Origin of the sequence: Bacterioplanoides sp. (genome assembly GCF_965226395.1) — a bacterium.
Lineage (GTDB): Bacteria > Pseudomonadota > Gammaproteobacteria > Pseudomonadales > Oceanobacteraceae > Bacterioplanoides.
Window position 1 is genome coordinate 1841154 of sequence record NZ_OZ245358.1, and the last position, 18059, is coordinate 1859212.

General features: G+C 50.1%; 19 protein-coding genes and 4 tRNA genes. 21 read left to right on the top strand and 2 right to left on the bottom strand.

Going from position 1 to position 18059, the window contains the following annotated elements:
• The first annotated feature begins 18 nt into the window (after positions 1-18).
• Complete coding sequence (gene hemW, locus ACO05E_RS08345; RefSeq protein ID WP_419812520.1) at positions 19-1161, top strand: radical SAM family heme chaperone HemW; 1143 nt, start codon at positions 19-21, stop codon at positions 1159-1161.
• 31 nt (positions 1162-1192) lie between these two features.
• On the opposite strand, the gene ACO05E_RS08350 is transcribed toward hemW, so the two are convergent.
• Positions 1193-2152, bottom strand: a complete 960-nt coding sequence (locus ACO05E_RS08350) for a TPR end-of-group domain-containing protein (RefSeq protein ID WP_419812521.1) — start codon at positions 2150-2152, stop codon at positions 1193-1195.
• A gap of 222 nt (positions 2153-2374) precedes the next feature.
• Here ACO05E_RS08350 and ACO05E_RS08355 point away from each other — a divergent pair, with 222 nt between their 5' ends.
• A complete protein-coding gene (locus tag ACO05E_RS08355) occupies positions 2375-2563 on the top strand; it encodes a hypothetical protein (RefSeq protein WP_419812522.1) in 189 nt (62 codons plus the stop codon).
• Positions 2564-2566: 3 nt separating this feature from the next.
• The gene (locus ACO05E_RS08360; protein WP_419812523.1) at positions 2567-2872 is read left to right on the top strand and encodes a type II toxin-antitoxin system RelE/ParE family toxin; all 306 of its coding nucleotides are present in this window, start codon (positions 2567-2569) and stop codon (positions 2870-2872) included.
• A 46-nt stretch (positions 2873-2918) separates the two neighbouring features.
• On the opposite strand, the gene ACO05E_RS08365 is transcribed toward ACO05E_RS08360, so the two are convergent.
• Positions 2919-3914 (bottom strand): adenosine kinase, encoded by a 996-nt coding sequence (locus ACO05E_RS08365; protein WP_419812524.1) that lies wholly within the window; start codon positions 3912-3914, stop codon positions 2919-2921.
• Between the two features lie 137 nt (positions 3915-4051).
• Between ACO05E_RS08365 and ACO05E_RS08370 the strand changes: the two genes are divergently transcribed.
• The 18 genes from ACO05E_RS08370 (at position 4052) to rplL (ending at position 18047) form a co-directional block, all read left to right on the top strand.
• A complete protein-coding gene (locus ACO05E_RS08370; protein WP_419812525.1) occupies positions 4052-5179 on the top strand; it encodes an ion channel in 1128 nt (375 codons plus the stop codon).
• Positions 5180-5480: 301 nt separating this feature from the next.
• Entirely contained in the window at positions 5481-7391 is a 1911-nt protein-coding gene (locus ACO05E_RS08375) for a methyl-accepting chemotaxis protein (protein WP_419812526.1), read from the top strand.
• 134 nt (positions 7392-7525) lie between these two features.
• Positions 7526-7825 carry a hypothetical protein gene (locus ACO05E_RS08380; RefSeq protein ID WP_419812527.1) on the top strand — a complete coding sequence of 100 codons (300 nt, stop codon included), beginning with the start codon at positions 7526-7528 and terminating at the stop codon, positions 7823-7825.
• 54 nt (positions 7826-7879) lie between these two features.
• Positions 7880-10084, top strand: a complete 2205-nt coding sequence (locus ACO05E_RS08385; RefSeq protein ID WP_419812528.1) for a TonB-dependent receptor — start codon at positions 7880-7882, stop codon at positions 10082-10084.
• 203 nt (positions 10085-10287) lie between these two features.
• Complete coding sequence (gene birA / locus ACO05E_RS08390; protein WP_419812529.1) at positions 10288-11244, top strand: bifunctional biotin--[acetyl-CoA-carboxylase] ligase/biotin operon repressor BirA; 957 nt, start codon at positions 10288-10290, stop codon at positions 11242-11244.
• Entirely contained in the window at positions 11225-11986 is a 762-nt protein-coding gene (locus ACO05E_RS08395; protein ID WP_419812530.1) for a type III pantothenate kinase, read from the top strand. The genes birA and ACO05E_RS08395 overlap by 20 nt, the downstream gene beginning before the upstream one ends.
• Positions 11962-12627, top strand: a complete 666-nt coding sequence (locus ACO05E_RS08400) for a hypothetical protein (RefSeq protein WP_419812531.1) — start codon at positions 11962-11964, stop codon at positions 12625-12627. Before ACO05E_RS08395 ends, ACO05E_RS08400 begins: the two co-directional genes overlap by 25 nt.
• Before the next feature lie 102 nt (positions 12628-12729).
• A tRNA-Tyr gene (locus ACO05E_RS08405) sits at positions 12730-12813 on the top strand.
• 73 nt (positions 12814-12886) lie between these two features.
• A tRNA-Gly gene (locus ACO05E_RS08410) sits at positions 12887-12960 on the top strand.
• A 4-nt stretch (positions 12961-12964) separates the two neighbouring features.
• Positions 12965-13040: transfer RNA gene (locus tag ACO05E_RS08415), tRNA-Thr, on the top strand.
• Between the two features lie 112 nt (positions 13041-13152).
• On the top strand, positions 13153-14376 hold the full coding sequence (gene tuf / locus ACO05E_RS08420; RefSeq protein ID WP_255858394.1) for an elongation factor Tu: 1224 nt from the start codon (positions 13153-13155) through the stop codon (positions 14374-14376).
• A 238-nt stretch (positions 14377-14614) separates the two neighbouring features.
• Positions 14615-14691: transfer RNA gene (locus tag ACO05E_RS08425), tRNA-Trp, on the top strand.
• 50 nt (positions 14692-14741) lie between these two features.
• Entirely contained in the window at positions 14742-15137 is a 396-nt protein-coding gene (gene secE, locus ACO05E_RS08430; protein WP_419812532.1) for a preprotein translocase subunit SecE, read from the top strand.
• A gap of 12 nt (positions 15138-15149) precedes the next feature.
• Positions 15150-15686, top strand: coding sequence for a transcription termination/antitermination protein NusG (gene nusG / locus ACO05E_RS08435; RefSeq protein WP_255858386.1), 537 nt, complete (start codon positions 15150-15152; stop codon positions 15684-15686).
• Positions 15687-15762: 76 nt separating this feature from the next.
• On the top strand, positions 15763-16197 hold the full coding sequence (gene rplK, locus ACO05E_RS08440) for a 50S ribosomal protein L11 (protein ID WP_255858387.1): 435 nt from the start codon (positions 15763-15765) through the stop codon (positions 16195-16197).
• Complete coding sequence (rplA, locus tag ACO05E_RS08445; protein WP_419812533.1) at positions 16197-16892, top strand: 50S ribosomal protein L1; 696 nt, start codon at positions 16197-16199, stop codon at positions 16890-16892. Before rplK ends, rplA begins: the two co-directional genes overlap by 1 nt.
• 212 nt (positions 16893-17104) lie before the next feature.
• Positions 17105-17599 carry a 50S ribosomal protein L10 gene (rplJ, locus tag ACO05E_RS08450; protein WP_419812534.1) on the top strand — a complete coding sequence of 165 codons (495 nt, stop codon included), beginning with the start codon at positions 17105-17107 and terminating at the stop codon, positions 17597-17599.
• Between the two features lie 76 nt (positions 17600-17675).
• Positions 17676-18047, top strand: a complete 372-nt coding sequence (gene rplL / locus ACO05E_RS08455) for a 50S ribosomal protein L7/L12 (RefSeq protein ID WP_068660965.1) — start codon at positions 17676-17678, stop codon at positions 18045-18047.
• Positions 18048-18059: the final 12 nt, after the last annotated feature.

An 18059-nucleotide genomic window follows, 5' to 3' on the forward strand; every position in this document is an offset into this window, starting at 1 on the left:
TACGGAATCGACTTTGCCATGTTAATGCTGCCGCCACTCAGCCTGTATATCCATGTACCCTGGTGCATCCGTAAGTGTCCGTATTGCGATTTTAACTCGCACAAGGCCGACGGCCTGCTACCAGAGCAGGAATATATACAGGCGTTGCTGGCGGATCTGGAGCAGGATCTTCCTTGGGTGCAGGGACGCGAGATCCAGAGTATTTTTATTGGCGGCGGCACACCCAGTTTATTCTCGGTGGCCGCTTATCAGACGTTATTTACCGAATTACAAAAACGCCTGCGCTTTGCACCGGATATCGAAATCACATTAGAAGCCAATCCAGGGACGTTCGAAGCGGAAAAATTTGCCGGTTATCGTCAGTTGGGTATTAACCGTCTGAGCATTGGTATTCAGAGTTTTCAGCCGCACCAGCTGGAAAAACTCGGGCGCGTGCATGATCGTGAACAAGCTCTGAATGCGATTGGTTTAGCGCGGGAATCCGGCTTTGATAATTTTAATCTGGACCTGATGCATGGCCTGCCTGGGCAAACGGTTGAGCAGGCATTGGATGATCTGCGCACCGCACTCAGCTTTCAGCCGCAGCACTTGTCCTGGTATCAATTAACCATAGAGCCCAATACCGAATTTTATAAACGTCCGCCGCGGTTACCAGAAGATGACACCTTATGGGATATTCAGGAAGCGGGGCTGGAATTATTAGCGCAACAGGGCTTTGAACATTACGAAATTTCGGCGTTCAGTCAGCCGGGAAAAGCGGCAAAGCACAACCTGAATTACTGGCAGTTTGGTGACTATCTTGGCATTGGTGCCGGTGCTCATGGCAAAGTCACATTGGCAGAAGCCAATACCATTATGCGCACTCATAAAACCCGCGCACCAAAAGATTATTTAAATCCGGATAAACGTTTTCTGGCCGGCAAACAAACCATAGATCCGGAAGATATTGGCTTGGAATGCCTGATGAATGCACTGCGGTTAAAGCAGGGTATCGCAGTGGAAGACTTTGAAGAACGTACTTTCTTATCGCTGGATGCAGTTGCTGAACCCATCAATAAAGCGCAACAACTGGGTTTACTGAATGTTGATAAACGGATTTATGCCACCGAAAAAGGCCAGCAATATTTAAATGAATTACTGGCGTTGTTTCTAACGGAATAACAGATTTACGGCGCAATAATCAGGGCCTGTCTCAGTCAGAAATAATAACGCTGCTTTCTTCCTGTTTCTGCAATAAAACCATCTCATTAAACTGCTCGTTATCTTTCAGACTATCAAAGCTGGCATCGACACCGGCCTGAATACGTAAGGATTCTGAACGCTGAATTGCTTCCGCTAAATCACGTAACGCTTCTTCGATAAAACCGGATTCAGCATAAGCGCAGGAACGCTGATAAAACGCATGGCTGTTTTCCGGGTCAATTTCTAATGCCCGGTTCGCCAGACTGGTTGCCCATTCGGTCTGGCCTAATAACAGAGCGGCGTCTGCTTTATAGGTTAACGCTTCTAAATCATCCGGGCGCAGTGCCAGAATCTGATCATAAATCGCAATTTTATTTTGTGGGCTGCTTTCCTGAGAGGCTTTTAACCACAGCGAATGAATTTCGTTGGTTAATACAATTTCTTCCTGAGCCGCTTTAATGTGTTTCGACTTGCGACTGAGTTCTTTTTCCAGTGTTTCCAGACGCTCTTCATAGGAAGCGGTAATGCGGCGGATTTCTTCATTGGCATAGGAGCCAACTCGCTCTTTCACATCGCGCAATGAGTTCCAGCCAATAATCACCAGCAGTGACGATGCACCGGCCAGCAGGTAAAAGAAATAGGTGACGGTATCGGTAGCATAAGTTAACGCCCGGTCGGCCAGCTCAATTTCTTTATCAATAATTTTGCTGGTTAACTCCAAGCGAACATCGGCAATGGTCTGACGCAGATCTTTCACTTCACCGAGGATATAACGCTCGGTAAAAGCGCTGTAGAGGGGTTTATCGAGCTGCTCCACTTGTTGCTCTGCCAGCAGGTGTTTCTGGAGAGGTTGCTGATGTTGGACAGGCTTCGGCGTGCTTTGTCCTTCCTGAGCAAATTGATCTTCCTGAGACAGTGCTAATAAGGGGGAAAACAGGCATAACAGCAGAATATAACAGCGAGATATCATAAGCCGGATCATCCATTTAATCGTAGATGGCTAACAAGGTAATTGGGATAGCTGGAATTCAGGATAGCTGGAATTGTCGGGGCGAGATAGTGATTACCTCGCTGCAAATTGTTGGGTATGCCAATCATGACCAACCGGGAATCAGTTGCCTGGATCAGAGAGCAGCAGAAAATGCCCGGAGAAGTTGATATGCTTACAAAGACCGCTGCTGAGGCAAATTCTATGCAAAACACCAATATCAAAACCCGCGCACACGAGTTAATTGACCAGCTTCCTGAAACCGTCAGTTGGACCGAACTTGCGTATCATGTTGAGCTACGTGCTTCTGTTGAGCGTGGCATGGAAGATGTTCGTGCGGGTCGCACCCTTACCTCCGATGAAGTAAAGAAGCGCTTAGGGCTGACTCAATAGAGTATGGAGATTATCTGGACTCAGGAGGCCTTAGAGCGGCTTGAGGATATTCAGTATTATCTGGCGGTTCAGGAAAGATCACCCCAGGCAGCAAAGCAGACGCTTGATCGAATTTTTGTACGAGAAGCGCAAATACGTGAAATGCCTTTCAGCGGACGTGTTGTTCCTGATTATGATGCGGCCAATTTGCGAGAGCTACTCGAAGGTTCCTATCGCATTATCTATATGATTCAAGATGACCGAATCCTTATTCTCAGCGTGATGCACCAAAGCCGTTTGCTGACAAAAGTCAGAGGAATCAAAGAATAAAGGCTTGTATACCGCTGGTGACGGCTAGCCACCAGCGGTAACTTTATCAGCCTTCCAGCGCAGCTTTCAGCGGCTCATGCTGTTCGGCGTCTAGGCGTGGGCCAAACTGGCTGACGACCTTGGAAGACGCCACGCTGGCTAAACGACCGGCAGCTGCAAAATCATAACCGTGGGTAATGGCATACAGGAATGCACCGGCAAACATATCGCCAGCACCATTGGAGTCGACTGCGGTGGTTGGGTTCGGGATGATTGGATGCAGCAGTTCACCATCAAAGGCCAGTGCGCCTTTGGAGCCGAGGGTGATGGCGAAGGTTTTGGCAACGTTTTTCATGGCTGCAACCGCATCATCCAGATTATCGGTATCAGTAAATAACAGGGCTTCCTGTTCGTTACAGAACAACAGGTCAACGCCGTCACCGATCATTTCTTTTAAACCGTCTTTAAAGAACTGAACCATGGCCGGGTCGGAGAAGGTCATGGCGGTTTTGATACCGTGTTTCTTCGCCAGTTCCATTACCTCAATGGCTGCCGCACGTGAAGTATCAGAAGTGACCAGATAGCCCTCGATATACGCATAGTCCGAATTCTTTAACGCTTCTTCGTTGATGTGTTTAGCGTGTAATTCGCTGGTGGTGCCCAGGAAAGTGTTCATGGTGCGCTCAGCATCCGGGGTTACCATCACCAGGCATTTGCCGGTTACACCGTTATCCCGTTCACCGTCCATGTTGGTATCAACACCGGCGGCCTGTAAGTCCTGCACGTAAAAATCACCGGCTTCGTCATTGGCGACATTGCAGGTGTAAAAAGCTTTTGCGCCAAAGTAGCTGGCACCAATAATGGAGTTAGCCGCACTGCCACCACAGGCGCGTTTTTTCAGACCATAGTCAGTGGTTAATGTATCAAGCATGGTGTGCAGCTGATCTTCTTCGATTAAGGTCATCATGCCTTTTTCAATGCCAGCTTTGCTGAAAAACTCGTCCTGAACTTCGAACTCCTGATCAACCAGCGCGTTGCCAATGCCATAAATGTGATACGTCATATATTTTCTCTGTTTACTGTCGGTGGATATCGGAAATCAGCCGATATCGGGAATAATTTGGTGGCAGTGTATCGCTCCCTTGCATCAGATCAAGTCTGACAGATGACGCGTCGCTTCAGGCTGCTATGATGACGGCTATGAACAAGGTAACCCGTTTTATTCGTCAGCATCAGCGTGTCCGTCATGCGGTGTATCAGACCGATGCCAATATTCAGCGTGCGGTACGGCGTACCGCAATGATTCTGTTGTCGTTTGTCAGCTTACACGTCAGTGCCATGATCTGGCTCGAAGGGATGCCGCTATGGACCGCTATCTGGCTGACACTCACCACCATTACCACCGTCGGCTATGGCGATGTGTCGGCAGCAACTCCATTGGGACAGCTGGCTACCATCGCGCTGATGTATGTTTGTGGTATCACCTTAATGACGTTTCTGATCAGTGATTATGTGGACTTCCGCATTGCACGCCGGGAACGTATCCGCACCGGACACTGGGACTGGAATATGGCCGATCACATCCTGATTATTAATTCACCCAAGTACAACCACGAAGCCTATTTTGTGCGCCTGATCAGCCAGATCCGCGAAAGTGGTGAATATCCGGAAACGCCGATCATGTTATTAAACGAGGCCTTCGCTGATGGCTTGCCGGATTGTCTGCGCCAACTCGGAGTGGTGCATGTGACCGGCTCAGCCAGCCGACCAGACGATTTACAGCGGGCGGGGGCTCATCGGGCGCGTCATATTGTGGTGCTGTCCCGGGATGAATATTCCACCGACAGCGACAGCTTTACCTTTGATGTGGCACATCGGCTGTATTCCCTGCATATCAGCAATAAGGTGATCGTTGAGTGTGTTGATGACAGCAATCGTGACCGTCTACGGGCATTGGATATTCCGGTGATTCTGCGGCCGATTCGCTCTTACCCTGAAATCATCGTACGTGCCATGGTGGCTCCGGGTTCCGAGCAGGTGATTGAAGATATGTTTACCCATGCCGACGATCACACTGTACGCTATCCGGTCTGGCTCGAAGGGGAACGTTGGGCTGATGTGGTAAACGCGGTAGTACAGGCCAGCCTGGGGACTCCTTTGGCGTATGTCACCAAAGAAGGCAAGGTGATTAAGCACCCGGACGGAGATCATCACGTCCACGCCCAGTCTCTGATCATGCTGGTGAATACCGAACACACTCCCAGCATTCGTGATGTGCAGCGAGCGATTGAAGTGCACTTTAATAAGCGCATGGAAAATCTGGTTTAAGCCTTGCTACAGCAGAGCCTGTGTGAGTTTGCGTTGCAGCGCGTAAAAAATGGTGTTTTTCGGTGGAGGAATAATTAACCGCTCTGGACTCCCTCTTTAAATTTCACAAAAATGCGTCGCTTTTTCTTAATGCTGGCGCAGTCTGACCAGTTCTGAACATAGCCTGACAATCTGTTTTGTTGTCGGTGTTACGGCTATTCGTTCGCTTCTAAAAAGCATTTATTGATTTATTCGCCTGGCTGTTAAGCCCGGCTTTTTTGCGCGCCAAATACAATAAAACCGCTTTAAAAAGGTAACCACATTGAACGGGAAACTCAGTTTTAAAACACGCATCGTCCTGGTGGCGATTGTCTTGCTGACGCTGTCACTGGCGATTCAGTCAGCGTTTTCTTATCACCAGCTATCCGGCCTGATTAAAACCAGCGTGGATGATTATGCGCGTCTGGAAATGACGGCGAATGGTGAAAATGTTGAGCGCTACATCAAACAGATCAACCGTAGCCTGACCAACACCGCACCTTTATTTGTGCGTAATTTAACCTCAGATCAACTGAAGGTTTATCTGCAGAGCCTGGCGGGTAATCTGGCGCTGGAAGAAATGGTACTGGGTTATCAGGATGGCCGGGGCTATCGCTATTATCGTGGCGTATATCAGCAGGGAGTGGCTGATTACCGCCAAGCGCACTGGTATCAGCAGGCCAGAAGCAAGCGTTCACTGGTTATTACCGATATCTATCAGGAGCAGGGACGCCAGAATAAACAAATCACACTGGCTGCTCCTTTCTTTAAAGGCAGCGTATTTGCTGGCGTACTGGCGGTTCATATCGACATTCAGGAGCTGACGACGTTTGTGCAACAGGCAACCTTTCCCGGTTCTATTGCCGCGTTATATGACGATACCGGTTTAACCATTGCTTCAACCGGTGAGGTCGATGTCCCGGGCGAGTCACGTCTGTCCGACTTTGAGCCCCTGGTTGAGCTGGAGCGGATCATGCTGAGTAACACTCAGAACATGCATGAGTTTGTTCTGTTGGAAATCGACAAGATTGCTTATTTCGAAGCCATTCAGCTGACCCCGGATGTTACCTGGCACATGCTGGTGGCGATTGATAAAAGCAAAATGTACCGGGCGCTGGGTGAGTCATTACAACAGTCGGTGGTGATCACTCTGGTGCTGATTGTGCTGTCAGCGCTGGCCATTTTTGTTGCCCTGTCGGTTGCCTATCGGCCATTACTGGCACTGAAACAAACCATCGTTGAGCTGGCCTCCGGACAAGGCGATCTGACACGCCGTTTGGCGGTCACCCGTGAAGACGATCTGGGTGAAATTTCACACGGCATTAATACCTTTATTGCTGACCTGCAGGGCATGATGCAGGAGATTAAGAGCGCGGCGCAGAATATTGCCGGCAGTGTGACGCATTTACAGCAGCAGAGCAGCGCGAATAATCAGGTACTGGATGCTCACAAACTGGAAACCGCTCAGGTGGCCACCGCATTGAATGAGATGAGTGCCAGTTCAAACGATGTTGCCGACAATACTGAGCACGCGGTGACTCTGACCAGTGACGCCAATGATCAGACGCTGCAATCAAAACAGGTTGTCGCGGATGCGACCCAGAATATGCAGCAGTTGGTGGAGCAGGTTGATGCATCATCGGGTCAGATTGATCAGATGGGGCAGGATATTGCCAATATTTCTGCGGTATTAAATGTGATTGGTGATATCGCCGAGCAAACGAATTTGCTGGCATTAAATGCGGCCATTGAAGCTGCCCGGGCCGGTGAGCAAGGGCGTGGTTTTGCGGTGGTTGCTGATGAAGTTCGTGCGCTGGCATCCCGTACTCAGGAAAGCACATCGGAGGTTCACAATACTATCAACCGCCTCAACGCCAGTTCCCAGGGTGTGATTGCTGGTATCGAAGGTACCAAAACCCGTTGTGAAGAAGCGGCGGCACAGACCAACCGGGTGATGACGAATCTTGATCAGATTGTTTCATCGGTAGCAGATATTAATGAGCTCAATATCCGTATTGCCACAGCGGCCCAGCAGCAGTCGACTGCCTCTGATGAGATCAACCGCAACATGGTCGCTATCAGCGATATGGTGGATGATGTGGCTCATAGCGGTGACGAAGTTGTGAAGGCAACTCATGCGCTGGCAGATGCACAACAGACGTTGGGTACAATTGTCGGGCGCTTCAAACTGTAACAAAGTTACTGTGTAATAAGTCAGAACTGCCGTAAAACACGGCAAAATTCAGCGCCGGACAGCGTCCGGGGCTGAATAATACTTTACTCAGGTTATATAAACTGACAAGCTTATGTAATCTTATAACATCGCTTTTGGTTTGGCTTATGCCGTTTCGTCGTCACACATCGCTGTTGGCTATGCTGCTTTGTACCCTGATGGTACTGGCGGCCAGCATGCAGACGTTACATGAGCAGTTGGCTCATGACGGCATTGCCACGCACTGCGAATATTGTTTACAGGCACTGGATGCTTCCGGTGTTATTCCTCCGCTATTGATTGCGTTACCAGCTCTGGTACTGGATCTCTCTCCTCAGTTGTTATTGGCCTTCGCTGCGCCGCAACGTCTGACGGTTATGTTGCAGGCGCGTGCGCCACCGCAGGCCGTTGCTTAACAACTCATACATTTAACACGATCCTTTTTTATCTGTATTTCCGGAGAAGTACCCATGCGTAAGCACCTGTTGGCGCTGGCTGTTGCCAGCGCGTCTTTCACCCCTGTTCATGCACAGGATAATGTTGAGCTGGACACTGTACGTGTGACAGCCACGCCCACCAATCAATCACAAGCAGACATTGTTCAGCCGACGATTGTGTTAACCGGTGAAGCGCTGGATCGCCAACGGGCGGAATCTCTGGGTGATACGCTGGGGCAACAGCCCGGGGTGCATAACTCCAGCTATGGTACGGCGGTGGGGCGCCCGGTTATTCGTGGCTTAGGTGGCGCCCGGGTGAAAGTCCTGCAATCGGGGCTGGAAGCGGTGGATGCTTCTTCGGTCAGCCCGGATCATGCGGTAGCGGTGCATCTGCACGATGCCAAGCAGGTTGAAGTGCTGCGCGGCCCGGCGTCACTGTTGTACGGCAACGGTGCGTTTGGCGGGGTGGTAAATGTGGTGGATGATCGTATTCCCAGCACTCAGGAAGACGACGGTGTCGAAACCAATGTTCGCTTGGGTGCGAACAGCGTTAATGACGGTCAGGAAATTGCGCTGAGCAATCAGGGTAAAAGCGGTGCCTGGCGCTGGCATGCCGCAGCCTCTGAAAGCAAGGCAGAGGAATACCGTATTCCTCGCGAAGCGGGTGAAATTGAGCGCGAAGAAAATGGCGAAATTGAGCGTCGTGATGCCGAAGGCAAACGTCTGGAAAACAGCGATGTTGATCATAACCGTCAGTTCTCGTTAGGAGGCAGTTATGAGTTCGGCAATGGCAATCTGGTTGGCATTGCCGTGAGTCATATGGATTCTGAGTTTGGTTTGCCGGGCCATGGTCATGAAGATGAGCATGAAGAAGAAGGTGAAGAGCACGACGAGGAAGAAGGCGAAGAGCACGGTCATGAAGAGGAAGAAGGTCCGGCTCGCGTTGACTTAGAGAGCACACGTGTTGATCTGGCGGGTCTGTTTAATAACCCGTTTGCCGGTGCCGAATCCTTAACGGTGAAACTGGCGCTGACCGATTATGAGCACACCGAAGGCCATGAAGAAGCACATGGCGAAGAAGAGCACGACGAGGATGAGGAACACGAAGAAGGTGAAGAGCATGAAGAAGAACATGGCCCGACCACCTTTAAAAATAAATCTCAGGATCTGCGGGTTGAACTGGTTCTGGAAGAGATGCTGGGCATGACTCACGTCGTGGGCAGTCAGATTTCTTACAGCGAATTCTCGGCGGAAGGTGAAGAAGCTCTGGTACCGTCGACCGATACTGAAAATCTTGGCCTGTTCTGGCTGGGTGAGAAGCAGATTGACGATCTGACACTGAATGTGGGTGCCCGTTTCGACAGTATTTCACACGATCCTGACAACCCGGGCGAGTTGGATTCAGCTTGTGGCTTCAGTGCTGCAGATGTGGATAAAACCGATTTTTCTAATCACAGTGTATCGTTGGGCTTAATTCAGGAATTATCCGATGGCTGGCAGGTTGCTGGCTCGGTGACCAGCGCTCAGCGTGCTCCGGCTGCGGAAGAGTTATTCTCTTGTGGTGCTCATGAAGCGACTCTGAGTTATGACATCGGCAACCCGGACCTGGATGAAGAACAGGCTCTGAATCTGGACATCTCCGTGCGTAAAAACAGTGGCGCGTTAACCGGCTCTCTGAGCATTTACCGCAACCAGGTGGATGATTTTATTTTCCAGAATGCTGTGGTTGAAGGTGGTGAATTGCTGGTCGAAGACGGTTTACAGGCGTATCGCTTTGAGCAGGATGAAGTCACTCTGACGGGGGTCGAGCTACAACTGGCCTATCAGCTGAATGATGCCTTTGAGCTGACGGCGCTGGCTGATGGTGTACGTGGTAAGCTGGATAATGATGATTATCTGCCGCGTATGCCGGCCGACCGTTTCGGTTTGGGGGTGAACTTTGAGTCCGCTGGCTGGAGCGCTTATGCCCAGCATATGTTTGTTGCCAAGCAGGATCGTACCGCCACTTTTGGTGTGGATGATCAGGGTGCGGAAATCGAAGAAATTGAAACCGACAGCTACCAGTTGTTAACCGCTGGTGTGGGTTATCTGATCACAACTCAAAGTGCGGAATATCGTATCGATCTGCAGGGCAACAACCTGCTGAATGAAGAAGTGCGTTACCACACCTCCTTTGTGAAGGATCTGACGCCTCAGCCAGGACGTGGCTTTAAGCTGGCATTTAATGCACGCTTCTGATGCCTGAGTTGTGATCATGGATTGATCGCGCTGTTTATCGAAGACCATCTGGCCGCCGCCCGATGGTCTTTTTTATGGCTGGTTACAGCTTCTATCTACAACGCCTATCTCTGTAAACCATTCTGATTTTTCTGGTTGTCTGCTTTCGTCGTGCATGGCTTCTGATATAGTTTGTGGCTGACTGTAAGTATCGGGAGGTCGCCATGTTAAACAAGTTATTAGGCTTATTGGCCGACGGACAATTCCACTCGGGTGAAGAGCTGGGGGAGTCATTGGGGGTGAGTCGCGCTGCGGTCTGGAAGCAGCTTAAAAAACTGGATGATCTGGATATCCCGTATTCTTCGGTTAAAGGCAAAGGCTACCGGCTACACGATGAAATTGAGCTGTTGGATGGCGAGCGTATTCAGGCGGATATTCAGCAGCGTCTGGATTGCCTGGAGGTGCTGTTGGATGTTGATTCCACCAACTCCTACCTGTTTCAGAAAGCTTCTGACCATATGGGCAAGCGTTATGCCGTGATGGCGGAGAAGCAAGCGGCTGGTCGTGGTCGTCGTGGTCGCCAGTGGGTCAGCCCGTTTGGTAAGAATATCTATCTGTCACTGCTGGTGTCATTCAGTGGTGGTGTGGCGGCGCTCGAAGGTTTGAGTCTGGTGACGGCCATTGCGGTTGAACGGGCTTTGCTGAAGCTGGGCATTGCCGGAGTGGGTCTGAAATGGCCGAATGATATTTATGCCGATGGCAAAAAGCTGGCGGGCATTCTGCTGGAAGTAACTGGCGAATATAACAGCCATTGCCAGGTAGTGATTGGTGTTGGCCTGAACTTATCTCTGAGTGATAAAGACGCCGAAGACATTGGCCAGCCGTGGACCGCATTAAAAAATATCCGCCCGGATCTATCCCGCAATCAGGTTGCGACGGTGCTGTTGAATGAATTGTTGCTGGCGGTGGACGAATTCCAGAAGCAGGGCTTTGCGGTATTTCAGGAGTATTGGTCGCAGCGCGATATCTACCACAATAAAGAGGTGGTGATTCTCAGTCCGGGCCATGAAAAGCGTGGCATTGTGAAAGGCGTCAACCGCAAAGGCGAATTGTTGCTGCATACTGCCAAAGGCATGGAAGTGATTGTTGCCGGAGAAATCAGTGTCCGACCCGTTGCGTGATCTGTTTCTCGACATAGGTAATAGCCGGATTAAATGGGGCTATCGCCAGTCGGAGGAAGGGCAGGCAGGTGAGTGGTGTCACGGAGTCTGTGATGAAGCTGAGTTTGCTTCGCTGAACTGGCCATTCGAGATTCGTCGTCTGCTGGTCTCTTGTGTGCGTGATAAACCGGCATTGCGCCAGCAATTACAGCAGCGCTTTGCTGAGCGACTGGTGTGGTTCAGTGAGCCGCTGGCTGATATCCCACTTTTTCGCCATTGTTATAGCGATCATCGCCGCTTGGGTGTGGATCGTTGGCTGGCGATGCTGGGCGCACAATGCCGCTGTCAGGATGATGTGCTGGTGGTGGATGCTGGCACGGCGCTGACCCTTGATTTGCTGGATAAAGATACGCAACATCAGGGCGGCTGGATTGTTGCGGGTGTGGCACTGGCGCAGCAGGCGTTGTTTCAGCAGACCGAGCGGGTGAACCCGTTTATGGATGAGCAGCAGGCAATACATGCTGGCCCGGGGCGGGACACATTGGGGTGTGTCAGCGCCGGAGCTCGCCGCCAGTTGCTGGCATTGGTATTGTCGGTAATGGCTGATTATCCGCAATACCGGGTGTTTGTCTGTGGTGGTGATGGCTTATGGCTGTGTCAGACGCTGCAAGCCGATGGTGAGGTGCAACGTGATATCGTGCATGCGCCGGAATTAATTTTTGAAGGTATGGAATCCTTATGCGCTGGATCTTTTTTGCCCTAGTGTTTGCCAATTTGCTGCTGTTTGCCGTGTTCTGGCAGCAACAGGGACGCGACTCATTGCCGGTTGAGCAGACTATTCAGGTCGCTGACAGCAATAAACAACTGCAACTGGTGTCAGAGTTGGAAGCGCCACTGGTACCGGTAGTTGCTCGCCCTGAAGATAATGAAGTGCGTCAGGCACGTTGTTATGTCGCTGGGCCGTATAACGATGAGCTGGATGCGCGTCATTTGCTGGCGCGGGCTCAGGCGTTAGCGCTGGCAGGCAGTATTAATGCGGTGGATATCTCTACCGATGAGCCGTCGGAATACTGGGTGCATGTGCCGCCACGGGCGACCCGGGGTGAGGCGTTAAAAACCTTGCGTGAGCTACAGCAGCGTAATGTTGATTCGTACATTATTACTCAAGGGGATCTGGCAGAAGGGGTGTCATTAGGGTTGTTTCGCAATCAGGCATCCGCCCAGGGCATTAAGAAGAAGGTCGAGCGGTTTGAGATTCCGGTCGATATTCGGGTGATTACCAAATCCGTTCGTGAGTATTGGGTTGAAATTGATCAGGTGGCGCAACTGAATGAAAAAATGCGTGAGCGCATTCAGGCCGGTGATAGCGGGATCAGCTGGCAGCAAGCGGCCTGTTCCGAATAACCTTACCTCAATGGTAAATGTGCAATCTGCGATAAGTTTATAAAAAATAAGAAAAAAGTTGTTGACAGGGTTGGGTGTGGCCCATATAGTACGCGCCACTTCGGTGGGGTTCCCGAGCGGCCAAAGGGATCAGACTGTAAATCTGACGCGAAAGCTTCGCTGGTTCGAATCCAGCCCCCACCACCACTTTTTGATAGCTGTCGGAACGGCTATTGGAGCAAGCAGGTAGGCTTGGTCATTTGAACCTACTTGTAAGGTCGCGGGTATAGTTCAATGGTAGAACCTTAGCCTTCCAAGCTAATGATGCGGGTTCGATTCCCGCTACCCGCTCCAGTTTGCTGATATAGCTCAGTCGGTAGAGCGCATCCTTGGTAAGGATGAGGTCGGCAGTTCGAATCTGCCTATCAGCACCATTATTTAGAATTCAGAAAGGTAGGCCATTGGTCTGCCTTTTTGTGTATGTACTTTTGAAAAGTGTTTTCGATCTCGAAAACTGTTAAACCTCAACTTAAAGAGAATTGAGTCATGGCAAAGGAAACGTTTGAGCGCTCCAAACCGCACGTAAACGTAGGCACCATTGGTCACGTTGACCATGGTAAAACCACTCTGACTGCAGCGCTGACCCGCGTATGTGCAGAAGTATGGGGCGGCGAACTGGTAGCTTTTGAAGGTATCGACAACGCACCAGAAGAGCGTGAGCGTGGTATCACCATCTCAACTTCTCACGTTGAATACGAATCCCCAAGCCGTCACTACGCGCACGTAGACTGCCCGGGACACGCGGATTATGTTAAAAACATGATCACCGGTGCTGCTCAGATGGACGGCGCTATCCTGGTATGTGGTTCTACTGACGGCCCAATGCCTCAGACTCGTGAACACATCCTGCTGTCTCGTCAGGTTGGTGTACCATACATCGTGGTATTCCTGAACAAGGCTGACCTGCTGGCTGAAGACTGCGGCGGCGCAGACTCTGAAGAATACGCAGAGATGCTGGAACTGGTTGAAATGGAACTGCGTGACCTGCTGTCTGAATACGACTTCCCAGGTGACGACACGCCAATCATCCCAGGTTCTGCTCTGATGGCCCTGAACGGCGAAGACGACAACGAAATGGGTACTACCGCTGTTAAGAAGCTGGTAGAAACTCTGGATGAATACATCCCAGAGCCAGAGCGTGCAATCGACGGCGACTTCATCATGCCAATCGAAGACGTATTCTCTATTCAAGGCCGTGGTACTGTTGTAACTGGTCGTGTTGAGCGCGGCATCATCAATACTGGTGAAGAAGTTGCGATCATCGGTATCAAAGAGACCACTACCACTACTTGTACTGGTGTAGAAATGTTCCGTAAGATCCTGGACGAAGGCCGTGCGGGTGAGAACGTTGGTGTTCTGCTGCGTGGTACTAAGCGTGACGAAGTTGAGCGTGGCCAGGTTCTGGCTAAGCCAGGTTCTATCACGCCTCACACCAAGTTCACTTCTGAAGTATACGTACTGGGTAAAGATGAAGGTGGTCGTCACACGCCATTCTTCAAAGGCTACCGTCCACAGTTCTACTTCCGTACGACTGACGTAACGGGCGCTGTTGAGCTGCCAGAAGGCGTTGAAATGGTAATGCCAGGTGACAACGTGACTCTGTCTGTTGAACTGATCGCTCCGATCGCGATGGACGAAGGTCTGCGTTTTGCGATCCGTGAAGGCGGCCGTACTGTAGGTGCTGGTGTTGTAGCATCTATCGTTGAATAATTTGACTGGATCAAATTATAACGACCGAAGGTCGGCCTGAAAGGCGAAGGGCAGGAATGCCCGGAGTAATAGGTTTCAGGTCGATTATGGGTGGTAAGTTGTGAATGGGCTTGCCGCTCCGGCCATAAAGAATATTTTCTTTGTGGCCAAAACCTAAAATTTCTTGATTTTTCAAGAGTTAGCACTTGATTAATGAAAAAGCTGCTGTATAGTACAGCGCCCTAATTGAGTGAACTTTAGGCCAGTAGTTCCAATTGGCAGAACGGCGGATTCCAAATCCGCATGTTGGGGGTTCGAATCCCTCCTGGCCTGCCACATTCCTAAATGGCAGCTTCGGCTGCCTTTTTTGGCTTCAGGGAATAGTAATGAGTACCGAAAGCAAAGCAAATAATTCGCCATTGGATATTGTTAAATGGCTGGTAGCGATTGCCCTTTTTGCCGCCGCTGTAGTGGGTAACTACATGGCGCCGGATCTCTATCTGGAAGCGCAAGGCGAAGAACTGCCTCTGTTGTTCCAAGTATTGGCAGTTGTTGCGTTGATGTTGTTGTCTGCGGGCGCGGCATTAACCACTGCGAAAGGTCAGGCCTTTCTGCAGTTGCTGAAAGAAGCCAATATCGAGCGTCGCAAAGTTGTATGGCCGACGCGTCAGGAAACAACCCAAACCACAATGATTGTTGTGGTTGTTGTGTTTGTAATGGCTTTAATTCTGTGGGGTCTGGATTCTCTGCTGGGTTGGCTGATTTCGTTAATCGTAGGCTGAAGGTAAAACGATATGGCTATGCGCTGGTATGTGGTACACGCCTACTCTGGTTACGAAAAGCGTGTTCAGAACACTTTAAAAGAACGAATCGAACTGCACGAAATGCAACACCTGTTTGGTGACGTGCTGGTGCCAACCGAAGAAGTGGTTGAAGTTCGTGACGGTAAAAAGCGCAAGAGTGAGCGTAAGTTCTACCCGGGCTACGTGCTTGTGCAAATGGATATGAATGATGACTCGTGGCATCTGGTTAAGCAGACGCCGCGTGTAATGGGTTTTATCGGCGGTACTGCTGATAAGCCTGCACCAATTACTGAGCGTGAAGCAGATGCCATTCTGCAGCGTGTTCAGGATGGTGCTGATAAGCCTACCCACAAAACCATTTACGAGCCGGGTGAAGTGGTTCGTGTTATTGACGGCCCATTTGCCGACTTTAACGGTGTGGTTGAAAGCGTTGATTATGAGAAATCACGTTTGCAGGTGGCTGTTACTATTTTCGGTCGTTCTACGCCGGTTGAACTTGAGTTTACTCAGGTCGAAAAATCCGCGTAAACGCAACTAGATGACACTTAGCAATTCGTTGGGTGTCGGGAAGCCGCAAGGCGTTATTACCCATTTGGAGTAAATCATGGCTAAGAAAGTCGAAGCTTATATCAAGCTGCAAGTTGGTGCTGGTAAAGCAAACCCAAGTCCACCGGTTGGTCCTGCTCTGGGTCAGCACGGTCTGAATATCATGGAATTCTGTAAAGCGTTTAACGCACAGACCCAGGGTATGGAAGCGGGCGCACCAGTTCCTGTAATCATTTCTGTATACAACGACCGTAGTTTTTCTTTCGAGATTAAAACTCCGCCAGCATCCTTCCTGCTGAAAAAAGCCGCTGGTATCAAGAGCGGTTCTGGTCGTCCAAACACTGAGAAAGTGGGTACTGTAAACCGCGCTCAGCTGGAAGAAATCGCAGAAGTTAAAATGAAAGACCTGACCGCTGCTGATATGGACGCTGCTGTTCGTACCATCGCTGGTTCTGCTCGTGCAATGGGTCTGAATGTGGAAGGAGTTGAGTAATGGCTAAGCTGACTAAGCGCCAAAAGCTGATCGCTGAAAAAGTAGAAGCTGGCAAAGTTTACTCTGTAGAAGAAGCGGTTGAAGTACTGGCTTCCCTGCCTGCTGCAAAATTCAAAGAGTCTGTTGATGTTGCTGTAAACCTGGGCATCGACGCTCGTAAATCTGACCAAAACGTTCGTAGCTCTACTGTACTGCCAAACGGTACTGGTAAAACTATGCGTGTTGCTGTGTTCACTCAGGGCGCTAACGCTGATGCCGCTAAAGAAGCTGGCGCAGACGAAGTTGGCATGGATGAGCTGGCTGCGAAAATGAAAGAAGGTGATCTGAACTTCGACGTTGTGATCGCTTCTCCAGACGCAATGCGTGTTGTTGGTCAGCTGGGTCAGGTTCTTGGTCCACGTGGCCTGATGCCAAACCCGAAAGTTGGTACTGTAACTCCAGATGTTGCTACTGCGGTTAAGAACGCAAAAGCAGGTCAGGTTCGTTACCGTAACGATAAGAACGGTATTATTCACACCACAATCGGTAAGGCTGATTTCACTGCAGATGCACTGAAAGAAAACCTGACTGCATTGCTGGCTGATCTGAAAAAAGCCAAGCCTTCTTCCGCCAAAGGCGTATTCATGAAGAAAGTGACTCTGTCTACGACTATGGGTCCTGGCTTGACTGTTGACCATTCTGCTCTGGATTTCTAAGCAGAAGGTTAAAACCATCTTTGGGGTTATCGCCGGATTCTGCACTGCAGAGCTGTACCGGCGGTAGCTGTCAAAGACCGCAGGAGCAACGAGATTTTTGATCTCAGAGCTTAATAACTTCCTGCGTAGATGGTGTGTGGCCCCTTCAGAATTCTGAATTGTCACACCGAGACTGGCTCGTAAGAGCTCAATTTAACTTGTAGGAGTTAATCGTGGCCTTAGGACTCGAAGATAAGAAGGCGATTGTCGCCGAAGTCCAGGAAGCAGCTCAAGGTGCTCTTTCTGCTGTTGTTGCCGACTCTCGTGGCGTAACAGTAGAAGCCATGACCGCTCTACGTAAAGAAGCACGCGAAGCAGGCGTATGGATGAAAGTTGTCCGTAACACGCTGGCACGTCGTGCTGTTGAAGGTACTGATTACGAGTGTCTGACTGACTCGTTTAAAGGCCCGACTTTAATCGCATTTAACACCGAGCACCCAGGTGCTGCAGCTCGTATTTTCAAAGAGTTTGCAAAAGGTAACGACGCGTTTGAAGTTAAGGCTGGTGCCTTCGAAGGTGAAGTGGTAGACGTTAACATGCTGGCAAGCCTGCCAACATACGACGAAGCTATCGCGAAACTGATGAGCGTTATGAAAGAAGCATCCGCTGGCAAGCTGGTACGTACCATTGCTGCTATCCGCGACCAAAAAGAATCAGAAGCGGCTTAATTTTTAATAAAATAAGCCCTTTCTACCAACAATTTAGCGAGCTATTTAAAGCTCCTTTAAATTTAGGAATTGTCTCATGTCTCTGACAAAAGAAGATATCATCAATGCTGTAGCTGAAATGTCTGTAAAAGACGTTGTTGAGCTGATCGAAGCGATGGAAGAAAAATTCGGTGTATCCGCTGCTGCTGCTGTAGCTGCTGGTCCTGCTGCTGGCGGTGCTGACGCTGCTGAAGAGCAAACTGAATTCGACGTAATCCTGAGCGCTGCAGGCGACAAGAAAGTTAACGTGATCAAAGCAGTTCGCGGTCTGACTGGTCTGGGTCTGAAAGAAGCTAAAGCTATCGTTGACGGCGCTCCTGCTGCTGTTAAAGAAGGCGTATCGAAAGAAGACGCTGAAGCAGCTAAAGAAGAGCTGGAAGCAGCTGGCGCAGTTGTTGAAGTTAAGTAATTTGCGCATTAT

Excerpts from the sequence above, each read along its gene's own strand:
- rplL (WP_068660965.1), top strand. The coding sequence starts at position 17,676 with ATGTCTCTGACAAAAGAAGATATCATCAATGCTGTAGCTGAAATGTCT.
- rplA (WP_419812533.1), top strand. The coding sequence starts at position 16,197 with ATGGCTAAGCTGACTAAGCGCCAAAAGCTGATCGCTGAAAAAGTAGAA.
- ACO05E_RS08360 (WP_419812523.1), top strand. The coding sequence starts at position 2,567 with ATGGAGATTATCTGGACTCAGGAGGCCTTAGAGCGGCTTGAGGATATT.
- ACO05E_RS08385 (WP_419812528.1), top strand. The coding sequence starts at position 7,880 with ATGCGTAAGCACCTGTTGGCGCTGGCTGTTGCCAGCGCGTCTTTCACC.
- nusG (WP_255858386.1), top strand. The coding sequence starts at position 15,150 with ATGGCTATGCGCTGGTATGTGGTACACGCCTACTCTGGTTACGAAAAG.
- ACO05E_RS08400 (WP_419812531.1), top strand. The coding sequence starts at position 11,962 with ATGCGCTGGATCTTTTTTGCCCTAGTGTTTGCCAATTTGCTGCTGTTT.
- birA (WP_419812529.1), top strand. The coding sequence starts at position 10,288 with ATGTTAAACAAGTTATTAGGCTTATTGGCCGACGGACAATTCCACTCG.
- ACO05E_RS08355 (WP_419812522.1), top strand. The coding sequence starts at position 2,375 with ATGCAAAACACCAATATCAAAACCCGCGCACACGAGTTAATTGACCAG.
- ACO05E_RS08370 (WP_419812525.1), top strand. The coding sequence starts at position 4,052 with ATGAACAAGGTAACCCGTTTTATTCGTCAGCATCAGCGTGTCCGTCAT.
- secE (WP_419812532.1), top strand. The coding sequence starts at position 14,742 with ATGAGTACCGAAAGCAAAGCAAATAATTCGCCATTGGATATTGTTAAA.
- ACO05E_RS08365 (WP_419812524.1), bottom strand. The coding sequence starts at position 3,914 with ATGACGTATCACATTTATGGCATTGGCAACGCGCTGGTTGATCAGGAG.
- tuf (WP_255858394.1), top strand. The coding sequence starts at position 13,153 with ATGGCAAAGGAAACGTTTGAGCGCTCCAAACCGCACGTAAACGTAGGC.
- rplK (WP_255858387.1), top strand. The coding sequence starts at position 15,763 with ATGGCTAAGAAAGTCGAAGCTTATATCAAGCTGCAAGTTGGTGCTGGT.
- ACO05E_RS08350 (WP_419812521.1), bottom strand. The coding sequence starts at position 2,152 with ATGATATCTCGCTGTTATATTCTGCTGTTATGCCTGTTTTCCCCCTTA.
- hemW (WP_419812520.1), top strand. The coding sequence starts at position 19 with ATGTTAATGCTGCCGCCACTCAGCCTGTATATCCATGTACCCTGGTGC.